15 protein-coding genes are annotated in these 15,142 nt (G+C 52.9%); 7 read left to right on the forward strand and 8 right to left on the reverse strand.

Going from position 1 to position 15,142, the window contains the following annotated elements:
- Position 1: 1 nt before the first annotated feature.
- On the forward strand, positions 2-1,762 hold the full coding sequence (locus HU175_RS10530) for a pyruvate dehydrogenase complex dihydrolipoamide acetyltransferase (RefSeq protein ID WP_176566557.1): 1,761 nt from the start codon (positions 2-4) through the stop codon (positions 1,760-1,762).
- A gap of 93 nt (positions 1,763-1,855) precedes the next feature.
- On the opposite strand, the gene trxA is transcribed toward HU175_RS10530, so the two are convergent.
- The 3 genes from trxA to HU175_RS10545 form a co-directional block, all read right to left on the reverse strand.
- Positions 1,856-2,200 (reverse strand): thioredoxin, encoded by a 345-nt coding sequence (trxA, locus tag HU175_RS10535; protein WP_176566558.1) that lies wholly within the window; start codon positions 2,198-2,200, stop codon positions 1,856-1,858.
- A gap of 191 nt (positions 2,201-2,391) precedes the next feature.
- On the reverse strand, positions 2,392-3,291 hold the full coding sequence (locus HU175_RS10540) for a DUF2490 domain-containing protein (RefSeq protein ID WP_176566559.1): 900 nt from the start codon (positions 3,289-3,291) through the stop codon (positions 2,392-2,394).
- Positions 3,266-4,144: a mechanosensitive ion channel family protein gene (locus tag HU175_RS10545; protein WP_176566560.1), complete on the reverse strand. Its 879-nt coding sequence runs from the start codon at positions 4,142-4,144 to the stop codon at positions 3,266-3,268. Before HU175_RS10545 ends, HU175_RS10540 begins: the two co-directional genes overlap by 26 nt.
- Before the next feature lie 153 nt (positions 4,145-4,297).
- Between HU175_RS10545 and HU175_RS10550 the strand changes: the two genes are divergently transcribed.
- Positions 4,298-5,473, forward strand: coding sequence for a cysteine desulfurase family protein (locus HU175_RS10550; RefSeq protein ID WP_176566561.1), 1,176 nt, complete (start codon positions 4,298-4,300; stop codon positions 5,471-5,473).
- Positions 5,474-5,575: 102 nt separating this feature from the next.
- Here the strand turns inward: HU175_RS10550 and HU175_RS10555 are convergent, their stop codons facing one another.
- Positions 5,576-6,151 (reverse strand): NAD(P)H-dependent oxidoreductase, encoded by a 576-nt coding sequence (locus HU175_RS10555; RefSeq protein ID WP_176566562.1) that lies wholly within the window; start codon positions 6,149-6,151, stop codon positions 5,576-5,578.
- A gap of 123 nt (positions 6,152-6,274) precedes the next feature.
- Between HU175_RS10555 and HU175_RS10560 the strand changes: the two genes are divergently transcribed.
- Complete coding sequence (locus HU175_RS10560) at positions 6,275-6,610, forward strand: hypothetical protein (RefSeq protein ID WP_176566563.1); 336 nt, start codon at positions 6,275-6,277, stop codon at positions 6,608-6,610.
- A 2-nt stretch (positions 6,611-6,612) separates the two neighbouring features.
- Here the strand turns inward: HU175_RS10560 and HU175_RS10565 are convergent, their stop codons facing one another.
- Positions 6,613-7,746 carry a trans-sulfuration enzyme family protein gene (locus HU175_RS10565; protein WP_176566564.1) on the reverse strand — a complete coding sequence of 378 codons (1,134 nt, stop codon included), beginning with the start codon at positions 7,744-7,746 and terminating at the stop codon, positions 6,613-6,615.
- Positions 7,747-8,047: 301 nt separating this feature from the next.
- Here HU175_RS10565 and HU175_RS10570 point away from each other — a divergent pair, with 301 nt between their 5' ends.
- Positions 8,048-8,887, forward strand: a complete 840-nt coding sequence (locus HU175_RS10570; protein ID WP_176566565.1) for a crotonase/enoyl-CoA hydratase family protein — start codon at positions 8,048-8,050, stop codon at positions 8,885-8,887.
- An 86-nt stretch (positions 8,888-8,973) separates the two neighbouring features.
- Complete coding sequence (locus HU175_RS10575; RefSeq protein ID WP_228724393.1) at positions 8,974-9,855, forward strand: SDR family oxidoreductase; 882 nt, start codon at positions 8,974-8,976, stop codon at positions 9,853-9,855.
- A 24-nt stretch (positions 9,856-9,879) separates the two neighbouring features.
- Here the strand turns inward: HU175_RS10575 and HU175_RS10580 are convergent, their stop codons facing one another.
- From HU175_RS10580 to HU175_RS10590, 3 genes are read right to left on the reverse strand one after another with little or no spacing between them, the layout of a single operon-like run.
- Entirely contained in the window at positions 9,880-10,404 is a 525-nt protein-coding gene (locus tag HU175_RS10580) for a GNAT family N-acetyltransferase (RefSeq protein WP_176566566.1), read from the reverse strand.
- A 7-nt stretch (positions 10,405-10,411) separates the two neighbouring features.
- Positions 10,412-12,301 (reverse strand): TlpA disulfide reductase family protein, encoded by a 1,890-nt coding sequence (locus HU175_RS10585; RefSeq protein ID WP_176566567.1) that lies wholly within the window; start codon positions 12,299-12,301, stop codon positions 10,412-10,414.
- A 31-nt stretch (positions 12,302-12,332) separates the two neighbouring features.
- A complete protein-coding gene (locus HU175_RS10590; protein ID WP_176566568.1) occupies positions 12,333-13,796 on the reverse strand; it encodes a sodium:solute symporter in 1,464 nt (487 codons plus the stop codon).
- A gap of 112 nt (positions 13,797-13,908) precedes the next feature.
- Between HU175_RS10590 and HU175_RS10595 the strand changes: the two genes are divergently transcribed.
- Together HU175_RS10595 and recR are read left to right on the forward strand one after the other, a co-directional pair.
- Positions 13,909-14,202: an ATP-dependent Clp protease adaptor ClpS gene (locus HU175_RS10595; protein WP_176566569.1), complete on the forward strand. Its 294-nt coding sequence runs from the start codon at positions 13,909-13,911 to the stop codon at positions 14,200-14,202.
- 97 nt (positions 14,203-14,299) lie between these two features.
- On the forward strand, positions 14,300-14,911 hold the full coding sequence (recR, locus tag HU175_RS10600) for a recombination mediator RecR (protein WP_176566570.1): 612 nt from the start codon (positions 14,300-14,302) through the stop codon (positions 14,909-14,911).
- The last annotated feature ends 231 nt before the right edge of the window (positions 14,912-15,142 follow it).

Consider the following 15,142-nt stretch of genomic DNA (forward strand, 5'->3'; position numbering starts at 1 on the left):
AATGGCTGAATTAATTCGAATGCCCAAGATGAGCGACACCATGACCGAAGGGGTCATTGCGGAGTGGCACAAAAAAGTGGGCGACAAAGTGAAATCCGGCGATGTACTGGCCGAGGTCGAAACCGACAAAGCAACGATGGATCTGGAGTCGTACGAAGAAGGTACGCTGCTCTATATCGGTGTTGAAAAAGGGGCATCCGTGCCCGTAGACGGCGTTCTGGCCGTTGTTGGTGAAGACGGTGAAGACTACAAATCGTTACTCGACGGAGGAAGCCAGGAAGCGCCGAAAGAAGAGCCAAAAGCGGCTTCGAACGGGGATGCTCCGGCGCCTAGCGGAGACCTGAAGCCCGGTGAAGTCAATACGAAACTGCCGGATAAAGATGCTGTTTCGGCAGCGCTACCTGAAGACGTCAACGCGACCATGATTCGGATGCCGAAGATGAGCGATACCATGACGGAGGGTACGATTGTCGCGTGGCACAAAAAAGAAGGTGATACCGTAAAATCAGGTGATGTTCTGGCCGAAGTTGAAACCGACAAGGCTACGATGGACCTGGAAGCGTACGAAGAAGGTACGCTGCTGTACATTGGTGTAAAAGAAGGTTCGTCGGTAGCCGTTGATGATGTCATCGCCGTCATCGGTGAGAAAAACGCTAACTTCAAAGTCCTGCTCGAAGGGGGTAGCAGCAGCGGTGGTAACGGCAGCTCAGCACCTGCTCCATCATCGAGTGGTAGCGAAACGGCCGAACAGAACCCACAGGCTAATCTACCCGCTAATGCGGACAGCGATCTGTCGTACGGTGGTGGTGAAGGCGAAAACAACGCCGATGCTACGTCGAACGGTCGGGTAAAAGCGTCTCCGCTGGCAAAACGCATTGCTGAAGAGAAAGGCATCAACCTGGGCCAGGTAAAAGGTACGGGTCCTGAAGGACGTATCGTGAAGAGCGACGTTGAGTCGTTCAAACCGGGTACGGCTGCTCCTGCGGCCAAACCAGCTCCCCAAGCTGCTCCTGCCGCAGCACCCCAGCCTGCCGCTGAACAGAAACCTGCTCCCGCCCCAAGCCCAGCACCCCAGGCCCAGGGCGAGTACGAAGATATTCCGGTTTCACAGATGCGCAAAACCATCGCGCGTCGCCTGAGCGAAAGTCTGTTTACGGCTCCGCACTTCTACCTGACCATGGAAATTAACATGGATAAAGCAACGGAACTGCGTGGTACGGTTAATGCTATCAGCCCGGTTAAGATCTCGTTCAACGATTTCGTGATCAAGGCCGTTGCGCTGGCGCTGAAACAGCACCCGAACGTAAACTCGTCGTGGTTAGGCGACAAGATTCGGAAATACAAGTACGTCAATATTGGCGTAGCAGTAGCCGTCGACGAAGGTCTGCTGGTGCCTGTTGTTCGGAATGCCGATCAGAAAACGCTGTCGACTATTTCGGGCGAAGTGAAAGATCTGGCTGGCAAAGCGAAAGACAAAAAACTGCAACCGAAGGATTGGGAAGGCAGTACGTTCTCAATCTCGAACCTGGGTATGTTCGGTATTGAAGAATTTACCGCTATCATCAACCCACCTGATTCCTGCATTCTGGCCATCGGTTCGATCAAGCAATCCGTGAAATTCGAAGACGGTGTCGCCAAACCAACGGGCGTTATGAAAGTAACCCTCTCCTGCGACCACCGCGTGGTTGACGGAGCAACGGGAGCTGCTTTCTTGCAAACGGTGAAGCAACTGCTCGAAGATCCAATGCGGATGCTGGTGTAAAGAGGAGAACGCAAAAAAGGAGAAGGGAACAAGGAAATGAAGTGCTTAGCTTCTTTCTCCTTGTTCCCTTCTCCTTTTTTGCTTTAGAAAAACTTACAGCGCGGCTGGTTCCAGGGCGGCTTGTAGTTTTTGTTCCAGTACGTTCTTAGGAACGGCACCGATTACTTTATCGACAAGCTGACCGTTTTTGAAAACCATCAGCGTAGGGATGCTGCGGATACCAAATTTAGCGGGTACCTGAGCGTTTTGGTCAACGTCCATTTTAGCGACAACCGCCTTGTCTTTGTATTCACCGGCGAGTTGTTCTACAACTGGTCCGATCATCTTACAGGGGCCGCACCATTCGGCCCAGAAGTCTACCAGAACAGGTTTATCGGAATTGATTAATTGCTCGAAATTAGCGTCAGTTGCTTCGACGGCATTAGATCCTGCTGCCATGAGTGACATGAGTTTATTGGTTGAACTTGTTTCTCTCACATAAACCCGATAGCCGTCGATTAGTTCCGAAATCTTATAGCTTGTAACTCGTGTCGACCAAACTGTGATACTCGGATAGACTTTCAATAGCCGAGTGCTAAATCTGTTTGGGTTGTTGCCCCCGTTGCGTCCGTCACCAGTGATTCAGGTATTCAATCCTCTTCCGGTCCGGAGTCTGAGCCCGCCTGCGAGCGACGGCGGTTTTCGAAGTACACAAATACATGCAGAGCGTGATTAAAGCGATGCAGGCGCAACGCTTCGGATTCGCTCATCTGAATAGTAAACTGATTCAGATACCCCAGTTCCAGACGTAGGTTTGGTGCCAGTTGTCGGCCCAGGGCCAGATACGTTCGGTTCTGGTCGAAGAAGGCCCCCGCGTCGGCTACGACGAGCATAGGCTCAACGCTCAGGTGAGAATACCAGCGTTTGTCGTCGGTATTTCGTTTAAAAATGGGGTTGATCCAGCGGAGCATCGCCCGAAGCCGCAAGTTGAACCGGTCAGCTAGAACGCGTTGCGATTCGCCATCAGCCAGAAAGATATACGCGTTCGCCAGCGTATCCGTGAGTGAAGGCCAGCGAAACTCGGTACGAAACCGCTGGATAAGTTCGCCATCGCCAGCGGGTTTGGTGATTTGAAGCTGCGGGATAATCCGAACTTCCTGCGTAAACGTAATAGGCTGATACTCGTTCGTGCGGCCCCAGTTCCACCAGAGACCGATCGGCGACAGCGACAGGCGTACCGGTTTACTGAGCTGGTAACTGACCCAGGGCCGGAAGACCTGCAACAGGGGGTGACGAAAGGCGTTCAGATCCCGCCCATTGTTATCGTCGGCCTGACGCCGGTATTGGTGATCGATCTGCAGACTCCATTTCCCCGGTAGTTTATACACCGCGTTAATCTCCGACCAGAAAACCGTCCGATGACGAACCGCCGAAGGGTACCGCTGGGCAGTGGCGACCAGTGTCAGCAGGCAGCCAATTATAGTCAGAAAAGTTTGACCGTTACACCGAAAACGGATGCTTAGGTCAGGCGGAGGGTTGAGTCTGGGCATTCTGTAATTTCTGTTTGAGGTCGAATGTCTGGCCCGCAAAAACGGTCAGAATCTGATTCTCATCGAACGTATGCTTAATGGTTTTGATTGCTTCACTCAACGCGGCTGGTGGGCCTATAACGCTGGGGTTGATCCAGAACCAGAGCACAAACTGGATGTTGCTATCCCCAAAATTGCGGAAGTAGAGTTCGACTGGCCGGTCGTGAATCACAAACGGCAACTTACTAACAGCGATCTGGGCCAGCTGCTGGGCTTTGTTGAGATCATCGACGTACGACACGCCAGCCGAGACTTCGATGCGCCGGAAACCAATGCGGGAATAATTGGTGATTGGTTTCTGAAAAACGTCCTTACTGGGAATCTCGACGGTTTGCCCCTGGCCGTTGTCCAGCACGACCGAACGTAACTTTACATCCAGTACTTTACCGCTGAAGCCATTCGTGTCAACAACGTCACCTACCTGTAAGGGGCGGGTAATGGCGAGCATGGTCCCCGAAATGAAATTGGTCGTCAGGTCCTGAAAGGCAAAACCCACGGCTAGCGCAATCACCCCAGCACCAGCCAGCAGGGACGTAACAGTTTTGTCGAGCCCCAGAACCCCCAATGCGATAAACAGCCCCAACGCCATCACCAGTACCCGAACCAGGGCGCTGGTTAGGTTAACCAGCGAGTAGTTATGGCTAACCCGGTGCAGGCCCTGGCTCACCCAGCGGCTGATCAGGCGGGAGAGAAACGTAAAGAGCAGCAGCAGAATAATGGCAACAGCCAGCTTGGGTAAGTAGCGAACCGCCGTCCGGCTCCAGCTCAGGAGCTCGGCGTAGATAAGACGGGTAGCCTGTTGTAAATCAATCATTCGAGTGTTGGTGGTTTTAAACGAAACGGCTGAGATTTGTCGAGTGTTTCCGTAAATCCGGACCGGAATTTATGGGGTGGACGATACGTTTCATCATTATCTGATTCGCCGTACCTTTGTGCTCCTGTTAGTAATTTCTGCAACCTGTTGACAATGAATACCTCCGCTGCTATTTACCTCGATAATGCTGCTACCACCCGCCTGGATCCTGAAGTGCTGGAAGCTATGTTGCCCCTGATGACGGAAAACTTCGGCAACCCGTCATCCATCCACAGTCACGGCCGAAAGGTGCGCACTGCTATCGAGAAAGCCCGGAAAACGGTTGCTTCGCTGCTCAATACGTCTCCCGCCGAGATCTTCTTCACATCGGGCGGCACCGAAGCCGATAACACCGCCATTCGCAGCAGCATTGACACCTACCGATTGACGCATGCTATTACGTCGCCTTTAGAGCATCACGCCGTACTGCACACGCTGGAACACCTGCACAAAGTAGGGACGATCAAACTGGATCTGGTGCGGATTGACGAGAAAGGAAGGATTGACCTGACGCACCTGGACGAACTGCTGAAGACAAATCAGAAGACTGGCGGAGGTCGTTCGCTGGTGTCGCTGATGCACGGCAACAACGAAATTGCCAATTTGCTGAACCTACAGCAGGTGGGCGATCTGTGTCGGGAATACAACGCCATTTTTCATTCGGATACGGTGCAGACAATGGGCCACTTTCGGCACGATCTGCAAAACCTGCCCGTCGATTTTATCGTTGGGGCCGGACATAAGTTCCACGGCCCGAAAGGCGTCGGGTTTCTCTACGCTAACGCTGAACGGGTGAAAATCGAACCGTTTATCTACGGTGGAGCGCAGGAACGGAATATGCGGGGCGGTACCGAAAACGTGTACGGGATTGTTGGCCTGGCGAAGGCGCTGGAAATAGCGTATCGCGAGATGGATGCCCACCGCGAACACATTACGTCGCTGAAGCGTCGGATGATCGATCAGCTGACCGAGAAAATGCCTGATGTACGCTTTAACGGTAACTCTGGTGATATTGACAACAGCCTGTATACAGTTCTGAACGTAAGCCTGCCCGCTTCTGAACTAAGTGATATGCTGCTGTTTAACCTGGATATTGCCGGTATCTCGGCCTCGGGTGGATCGGCCTGTTCGAGCGGCTCCGAGATTGGTTCGCACGTACTGGGTGCCCTGCCCGGTCAGAACCCGGAGCGCGGCTACGTCCGCTTCTCTTTCGGTAAGTACAACACCACCGCCGAAATCGACTTCGCCGTTGAAACGTTGGTAGGGCTGTATCAGAAGGAATTGATCTAGGAGGAAGGGGAGGAGAGGGAGGAAGGAGGAAAGGAAGTTTTAGGTCTAGCTATTTTTATTCCTTTCCTCCTTCCTCCCTCTCCTCCCCTTCCTCCTTCAAAATTATTTCCCCCACCTCTCCGCCACCGTAACCGTATAGTCGAAGAAGGCGCGGGCGGTACGTTCGTATACTTCGTGGCCGTTGAAGTGGCCATTTTCATCCAGGTTTTTATCCGTCTCGTGCGACTCATAAAGCTTGGGCGACACGATGGAGTAGCTATTGGTAAAACTGATCAGCTTGTTGGTGACCGTGGTCATGTCCAGCGCGGGCTGGCGGCCACCGCGCCCGTTCGACACGCCGACCATTGCAAATACCTTATCATCGAACAAATGCTTGAGAGCGGGCGAACCCAACTGGTGAATCGTATTGGTCGCCTGTGGGGGAGCGGTCCAGTTGTATTCGGGTAAGGCAAAGATGATGAGGTCGGCGGCTTCCCAGGCGCTGATCAGCGTTTGCTGAAACGGCGTCAGATTGGCCGGGTCAATGAATGCCTGACCAGCAAACGGTATATCGTAGTCTTCAAAACTAACCAGCGATACCTCGTGTCCCTGCCCGGTTAATACGTGTTGTGCATACTTGACAAAGCGCAACGAATTGTTTTTTGAGCGGGATGAGGTAGAAAATAAGGCAACATTCATAGAGGTAATATTCGGTCAATATGGCCTAGAACGGCGAGTATAAGGGTTTAGTTTCGGGCGGGATGCAACGGTTGTGGAATGGTATGGCTCCTTGCATCAGGAAGAAAACTAACTGTCAACTAGATGAAAATGCTGCTATTGCTGCTCCTACTGACGAGTGTAGCCTATGGTCAGGTACCAACGCAACGGATACGCCGGGATTCGACGCCAAGCCTGCCGCAAGCGACTATTCCGACGCTTCGACCCCAAAACGACTTCTACCGCAACCCCAAAGACCCGAAGAACGTTGCGCGGGCGACGTTGGATAACATGCCTGTTATGGGTGTAGACCCATCAATTCATCATACCATGCTACAGGAAACTCCGCCACGGTCTAAACAAAGTCAGCCAATTATTCCAAAGCTACCAATACCACCTGCGCTTGGCACATCCACGCCGAGCATCCCGAAAAAACGGTAAGTTTATCGATTGGATAACGTGTCCAGCGCCTGCGCCAGATCACCAATCAAATCTTCGGCATGTTCCAGACCAATTGACATACGCAACAGATTCTGGGGGGTGGCCGTATTCGGCCCTTCAACGCTGGCCCGGTGCTCGATCAAACTTTCCACACCACCCAGGCTGGTGGCCCTAATGAACAGCTTTAGTTTGCCGATAAAAGCCAGGGCTTCGGCGGCTCCCCCCTTTATCTGCACCGACAGCATAGCGCTCGGCCCGTTCATCTGCTGGTGAATCAGGGCTTTATCGGGATGGGTGCTTAAACCTGGATAATGTACCTGCTCAACGGCAGGATGCCCGTCAAGAAATTCGGCTACTGCCTGTGCTGTTGCCATCTGAGCCCGCACGCGAATGCCCAGCGTTTTAATGCCCCGGCTGATCAGCCAGGCATCAAACGGCGCCTGCACTGCCCCCGACAGACTCTGTAAATTCCGGACGCGCTGCGCAAATTCATCGTTGTGTTTAAAGATCAAGGCTCCTCCCAGCACATCACTATGCCCCGCTAGGTACTTAGTGGTGGAATGCATCACTACGTCGCAATTCAGTTCGAGCGGGCGCTGCAATACGGGGGTGGCCCAGGTGTTGTCGCATACGCAGATGGCACCGGCTTCGTGCGCCAGCCGACTGATGCTGAGCAGATCCAAAATCTGGAGCAGCGGGTTGGACGGGGTTTCGCACCAGATCACGCGGGTATTCTCGTGGATGGATTGCTGCACCGCGTCAAGGTCGCGCATGTCCACTCGCGAATACGTGAGTCCCCAGGGATGAAATACCTGCTCGAGTAGAGCCGGAGTACCATAATACGCATCCGTCGACAGCAGCACATGATCGCCGGGACGTAGTGCCTGAAACAGCGTCATTGTGGCTGCCTGCCCTGAGCTGAACGCCATGCCAACGGCACCACCTTCGAGCTTGGCCAGTGCCTGTTCCAGTGCTTCACGAGTCGGGTTATTCGGGCGTGAATACACGTAGTCCGATGCAAGCTCGTTGGCTTCGTTCCGGGCAAACGTAGTCGACAGATGGAGTGGCGAAACAACGGCTCCGGTTGCCGGGTCGGTCTGGTGCGTAGCGCGCAGCGCAAGCGTATCGAAATGCATAATAGTAGGAAGATATAAACCGAACTGACAGATAGAAATGAGTGGTCAGCCCGGCGGGTCATTGGGGTAACCCCTAATCCGGCACAAACATTCCGGCAGCCAGTTGCCGGTTAGAAATCGGGTAGTTAAAAGGAAGCTCCTGCTAAACGGCCCTGGCGGGTATTAGCTATGTAGACACAGGCTTACAAAAGCGTTTTGTCTACTAATTTGGCGGAAAAACAAAACTTATCATGCCTTAGAAAACTTGTACGTAGTATTTCAACTACTTTTACGAAAAAGGTATGCATGCATACTAGTCGTTATGGAATCTACGTATAATGCTTTCTCTCTGGCCATCACCGATGGGGTGATGACCGTTACACTACTGGGACCGGGCAATGGTAACGCTATGGGGCTGGATTTCTGGAAAGAGCTGCCTCTGCTGATGGACGAAATCAATCGGATGGACGACGTCCGCTGTCTGGTTTTTCGGGGTAGTGGCGATCACTTTTCCTACGGGTTGAATATCCCGGAGATGATGCCGCATCTGAGCGGGGTGGCCGGTGATAACACGCAGGTGCAGCAACGGATGGACCTGATGGCTCAGATTCAGCAGATGCAGTCGGGTTTTCAGAAAATGTACGAGTCCGACAAGCCCGTTATCGCAGCTGTGCACGGCTGGTGCATCGGCGGAGGGGTTAATATGATTGCTGCCGCCGACATTCGTCTGTGCTCACGCGAAGCCAAATTCAGTCTGCGCGAAGCTAAGCTGGGCATCACGCCCGACATTGGTGCCCTGCAATTTCTACCACTCATTATTGGCCAGGGGTTAACCCGTGAAATGGCGTTTACGGGGGCCGACTACGAGGCTACGTTCGCCGAGCGGGCGGGTCTGGTCAACCACGTTTACGAGACGCCCGATGCCTTGTTTGAGGCCGCTGATCAACTGGCGAAGCAGATTGCCGCCAATCCATCGGGAGCTGTGCAGGGCGCCAAGCGGGTACTGAATTACAGCATCAGTAAATCGATCGATGAGGGGCTGCAATACGTAGCGAGCCTGAACTCAAGCCAGCTCCAGATGGACGATATCAGCGAGGCCATGCAGGCCACCCTGGAGAAACGCCAGGCCGAATTCAACAAAAAACGAAACAGAGGTTACTAAATCAATGAGTGAATGATAGAATGAGTGAATGAGCGAATAACTGACGCATTCATTTTTTCTATCATTCACTCATTCACTCATTGGATATGATCGCTACAGGCATGCTGCGCGAGGGGGCGCTGGAAGGAAAGACGATTATTGTGACGGGGGGCGGTACGGGCCTGGGGAAATCCATTAGCCGATACCTGCTCGAGCTGGGGGCTACTGTGACGATCTGCAGCCGTCGGCAGGCGGTGCTGGACGAAACAGCCGCCGAACTCATGCGCGAGACGGGAGGGCAGGTACTCGCCCTAGCCTGCGACGTTCGTAATCCTGAGGAGATTGAGAACGTCATTCGTCTGACCATCGAGCGGTTTGGCAAGATCGATGGCCTGTTGAACAACTCGGCGGGTAATTTCATCAGTCCGACAGAGCGATTGTCGTATAAAGCCTTCGATACCATCGTGGATATTGTCCTGCGTGGTACGTACTATTTCACGCTGGCGGTAGGTAAGTACTGGATCGAAAACAAAATTCCGGGTACGGTCCTGAATATCTCGACTACCTACGCCACAACGGGATCGGGCTACGTTGTGCCGTCGGCGGTAGCGAAAGGTGGGGCGCTGATTATGACCAAATCACTGGCGGCCGAGTGGGGAAAATACGGCATCCGGCTCAACGCCATTGCACCCGGTCCTTTTCCGACAAAAGGAGCCTGGGAACGCTTGTTTCCTGAGCCGCTGGTCGATCTAATGGACCCAACCAGCCGCATCCCTCTGAAACGTGTTGGTGAGCACGGCGAACTGGCAAATCTGGCCGCTTTCCTGCTATCTGATTACTCTGGCTTCATCACGGGCGAGAGCATTACGATCGACGGCGGGGAGGTATTGGCCGCTGGTGAGTTCAACCACCTCGAACAAGTCTCGAACGAGCAGTGGGACAAGATTAACGACAGTATTCGACGGGCAAATCAAAGAGCGAAAGAATGAGAGAGCGAAAGAGCGATGCTGGTATCAGCAATCTTTCGCTCTTTCACTCTTTAATTTCTTCTCATACGCCAGAAAACGCAGCCCTGGCCGGAAGCCCAGCGTGATTTCTCCGGCGTACTGATAGCCCAGTTTAGGAAACAGTTGCTGGGTAGCCTGATTTTCGGAGTTAGTATCGACTCGTAAATAGTTGATACCCCGGTCGAGGGCGAGTTGCTCGGCCTGCTGAAGAAGCGCGGCAGCTACGCCCTGCCCACGAAAGTCCGGATTAACGGCCAGCCGGTGCGTTACAATGGCCCGCTCGCTGAGGTCCATTCCCGCCTGAGCGTACTCCGGTTCCTGGTCTTCCGTCAGTGCGGCAACACCGGCCAGTTGCTTATCAATAATAGCTACCCAAAGCTGTTGTTTGGCAATATCATCCCTAAAAACCGATTCGTTGGGATAATGCTCGTTCCACTGAAAATTGCCCGTTGCCTGCATCAATGGAACAACGTATTTGATTAGATCAAGCAAGACCGGAATGTCGGCAGACGTAGCGGGGCGTATGGTCATGTAGGGATTATTTTTCGTCTTTCAGCATTTCAACAACGAGCGTCAGTTCATCAACGGTGGCTTCCGGATCGCCCGAGTAGCCGACATGACGGTACCGGACCCGCCCTTTGCCGTCAATAATGACTTTGGTAGGAATTCCCTGAACCTTGTACGCTTTAGAGACCCGTTGCGAAGCATCGAGCGGTACCGTAAAATCGTACGGATGTTTGTTCATAAAGTCGTACACCCGTTGCAGTGGTCCCCCTTCGCGGGTATTGACAAACAGGAACTGTACGTTCGGGTCGTTCTGAAAATGACTTTTAGCCTGTTGCATGGCCGGGAACGACGCAATACAGGGACGACACCAGGTCGCCCAGAAGTCGAGCACAATAACCTTACCCTTCAACGAAGCCGATGAAACAGAATTTCCTTTCAGATCGGTTAGCGAAAAGGCGGGAGCGGGTTCATTAATCAGAATCTGTCGGAGGTCATCGCGCTTATCTGCTTTCAGGTCCGATTCCAGTTGAGCCAGGTACGTATCGGCAGCCGCCGGATTCTGACCGGGCTGCTTGGCATACCAATCGCGGAGGGTAGTTTTCAGGCGGGGTGTTGCTTTGCCGTGGTGCACGGCGGTTTCGATAGCCGGGCGGGCGTCGCTCATCCGGTTGGCACGCAGGGCGCACAGCAGGTAGCGCTCATTGGTCCGCGTATCGCTGTTGTCCATGTCATCGGGGTCAATCACCGACTGATAGGCCGTAAACGCATCCGCGTAACGACCCTGCTGCTCCAGCGCCCGGGCGTAGGTATTCATCAACTGCCGCTGCCGGCCTAGCTGCTCGTTGGTCCAGTCCTCATCTGAGATGTTACGGGGTCGCGCCTGACCTTTCTGTGCGGCCATTGCCCGTTTGATTAATTGCTCAGCTTCTGGGAGCGAACGCCCTTCGTCGGCCAGTTGAAAGGCCATGGTGTTGAGCATCAGTACGTCGGACTTTTCCAGCGGCTGCTGTTCCACAAACGTCACCAGTCCTTTGATATCGTTGTTTTTGAAATACCCATCCGTAATCAGAACAGTCAGGCCGGGGGCGTAGGGCGAGGTAGGGAACGCTTTCATATAGGCCTGATACAACTCCTTCTTCTTTGTCCAGTCTGCCTGGTTCCGGATTGCCATCGCCTGATCTTTTTGAGCGAGTGAACCGGCGGGATCCGTTTTCTTCATCCGTTCCCGCAGGGCGTTCACTTTCGGAAGATCACCCAGACTTTCGTACAACTGCACCGCCGAGGTCAGCTCGGCCAGCGTTGGTTCCGGGCGGGAAGCCAGATACGTTTCAATACCTGCTTTCACTTTAGGGCCATAGCCCGGTTTCTTCTGCTTGACCTGAGCTGCCAGGTAATCGGCCCAGTAAATCGGTCGTAGGTCAGGATGTTCCTTCAACTCCTGCTCGTAGAGCGTAACGACCCGATTTGGATCCGGACGGCTGCCGACTTCGTACATAAAATGAGTACGGGTAAACACCGACGCTTGTCCGCCCAGAGCGTGGGGAAGGAGCTTTCCAGCCTCGTCATAAACTGGAATGACGTACAACTGGCCTTTGTTGAGATCTATTTTCTGACGTTGCTGACTGCTCCGAAAGAGGATCATAAAACCGCCAATGTCTTTCTTGGGCAGATACAACGTACCAACGTAATCGTACCCCTGCCGTGTCATCTTCAGGGTCGTTGGGCGGCTGAGGTTCATGACATCGGGGGCGCCGTACCGCACAAATCGTCCCTCCAGCGTTGTGTCGCAGTCGAGTGGGGTCGCCTGTGTCGTGTACGTAAAGGAGACGGCTTGGCCGGGCTGGGGCTGCTCAGGCAAAAAACGAAACTGAGCCAGGCTGGGCAGCGCGGCAAGCAAAAACAGGCAGAGAGTAAGTTTCATAACGGAATTAGAAAAGAATGAGTCAGGGTATCTAGGCAGCTACGGGTTCTTCAGTTTTGACGGGCTGCGAGATGGCCCACAAACCGATGTAGGTAAAGATACCATTTAGTAGCAATCGCTCGAAACCAAACTGATACCCGTTGAACCAGTCTGCCGAGTTTTCATTGACGATATAGGTCAGCACAGGTGAGATAATGCAGATCCAGGGCGTGAACTGGTCCCGAATGGATCGCTGGCTGAAGATACCGAAAGCGAACAGCCCCAGCAGAGGCCCATAGGTGTACCCCGCAATATCGAACACGGCCGTAATCACTTCCTTGCTGTTTAGCTGCCGGAAAACGATGATGACGACATAAAACAGCAGCGAAAACCCGATGTGAACAATGTGTTTGATGCGGGAACGCTCAGCTTCGGGACGGCGCTCAAAATTCATGAAATCCACGCAGAAAGACGTCGTGAGCGCCGTCAGAGCAGAGTCGGCACTGGCGTAGGTAGCGGCTGTAATACCCAGCAGGAATGTAATGCCGACGACTGGACCCAGATAAGTTAGCGCCAGGGTGGGATAGAGGTCGTCTGTCCGGGCAGGAATGGCGATACCTTCGCGTTGAGCGTATACGTACAGCAGCGACCCCAGACACATGAACATGAACGTGACGAACACCATCGTCAGCGTAAACCAGAACATATTTTTCTGCGCTTCACCAATGTTTTTGCAGGTCAGGTTTTTCTGCATTAGGTCCTGATCCAGGCCCGTCATCACGATGGTGATGAAGATGCCCGAAATGAACTGCTTGTAGAAGTTCTTCGGGTCATTGGCATCCCAGAAGAAAATCTGTGAGTTCGGGCTGTTTTTAATTGACTGCGTCAGTTCGCCGAATGAGAAGCCCAGCTCTCTGGAAATCAGCACGATGGTCAGGATAACCGCCGTAACGAGGAAGAGCGTCTGCAGAGAGTCTGTCAGAATGATTGTCTTGACCCCCCCCTTGAACGTGTATATCCAGATCAGCGCAATCGTAATCAGAACGGAAACCTCAAACGGAATACCCAGGGGCGAAAAAATTGCCAGCTGCAGGACGTTGGCCGCTACGTAGAGACGCACGGCCGAGCCTATCGTTCGGGATAGCAGAAAGAAAAAGGCTCCCGATTTGTACGACCAGAAACCAAATCGTTTTTCGAGGTAACCGTAGATCGAAATCAGGTTCAGTCGGTAGTAAAGCGGCATCAGTACTGTACCGATGATAATGTAGCCGATGATGTAGCCCAGCACGACCTGAAAGTACGAGAAACCGATCTTGCCGACCGCGCCCGGCACCGAAATAAACGTAACACCCGAGAGGGACGTGCCGATCATGCCAAACGCCACTAACCACCAGGGTGACTGTCGGTTAGCGGTGAAAAAAGTTGTGGTGGTGGCTCCCCGGGCGCTGTAAAAGGAGACCGTAATCAGCATCCCGAAATAAGCGACCAGGATTAGTAAAGCAACGGTAGTGTTCATGCAAAGAAGGCAACTTTTCGGGCCAGATTGGGGTTATTTCAGAGTGAGGGAATGGCTTTTTTTAGTGCCTAACCCAGCGTAAATTTGCTAAATAAATACCATTTCATTGCTTATGCAACCTTTTGAAGAAACCGGTTGGGCGGACCCCGAAGTCGACGTGCTTGACGAAGTTGTCGAAACCGACGTCCACAATCTTGTAGTCTTCAACGACGATGTGAATACGTTCGAGCACGTCATTGATACGTTGATCGACGTATGTAAACACACGCCCGAACAAGCTGAGCAATGCACCCTGCTGATCCATTACAAAGGTAAATGCACCGTTAAGAACGGATCATGGGAAGAGTTGGTCCCTATGCGCAACGAAATCTGCCGGCGCGGCATCAGCGCGGAGGTACTGAATTAATTAGCGAAAGAATGAAAGAGTGAAAGAGTGACCATTCGATGTCAGCAACCTTTCGCTCATTCGCTCATTCGCTCATTCACTCTTTAACGTCAACCTCTTGGAATACCCATCCAAACTCATAGAAGACGCGGTGAATGAGGTGTCGAAACTGCCGGGGATTGGGAAAAAAACCGCCCTTCGGTTGGTGTTGCACCTGTTGAAACGCGATGAAGAACAAACCGAAACGCTCGCTCAGAGCCTGACGGCAATGCGGACGCAGGTGAAATACTGCCGCAAATGCCATAATCTTTCCGATCACGATCTTTGTTCAATCTGCGCCAGCAACAAGCGCGATCAGTCGCTGATCTGCGTAGTTGAAGATACGCGTGACGTGTTAGCTATCGAAAACACGGCCCAGTATAAAGGTCTCTATCACGTACTCGGCGGGATTATTTCGCCGGTCGAAGGGATTGGCCCCAGCGATTTGCAGATCGACTCGCTGATGACCCGGTTACGCGGTGCCGAAGGAGAACAGGTCCGGGAGATCATTCTGGCCATCAGCCCGACGATGGAAGGAGATACTACCGCCTTTTATCTGCAGAAGAAACTGAAGCCGTTCAATCTAAAAGTATCGACCATTGCCCGGGGGGTTCCCATCGGTGGCGATCTTGAATATGCTGACGAAGTAACCCTCGGGCGTAGTATCCTGAGCCGGATTGCGTACGAATAAGAATAGACAAGATCCAGTACGCAGAAAGCTCCGATTCGGGGCTTTTTTGTTGTCCGGTAGGCTGACCAGTACGTAATGAAAGCGTCAGGACCGGCGCAGAAAGGCGGTTTTTCGGAAAAACTGTGGTTATTTACCGACGATGGGCCAGGGATTGTAAACATCCACTGTTGCGGTAAGTTACTTAAATAGGTTCTGGGTCATAGAACGTTACAAACTGTCAAAACCTACATT

It is taken from the genome of Spirosoma sp. KUDC1026 (genome assembly GCF_013375035.1).
In the GTDB taxonomy this organism is placed as follows: Bacteria; Bacteroidota; Bacteroidia; order Cytophagales; family Spirosomataceae; genus Spirosoma.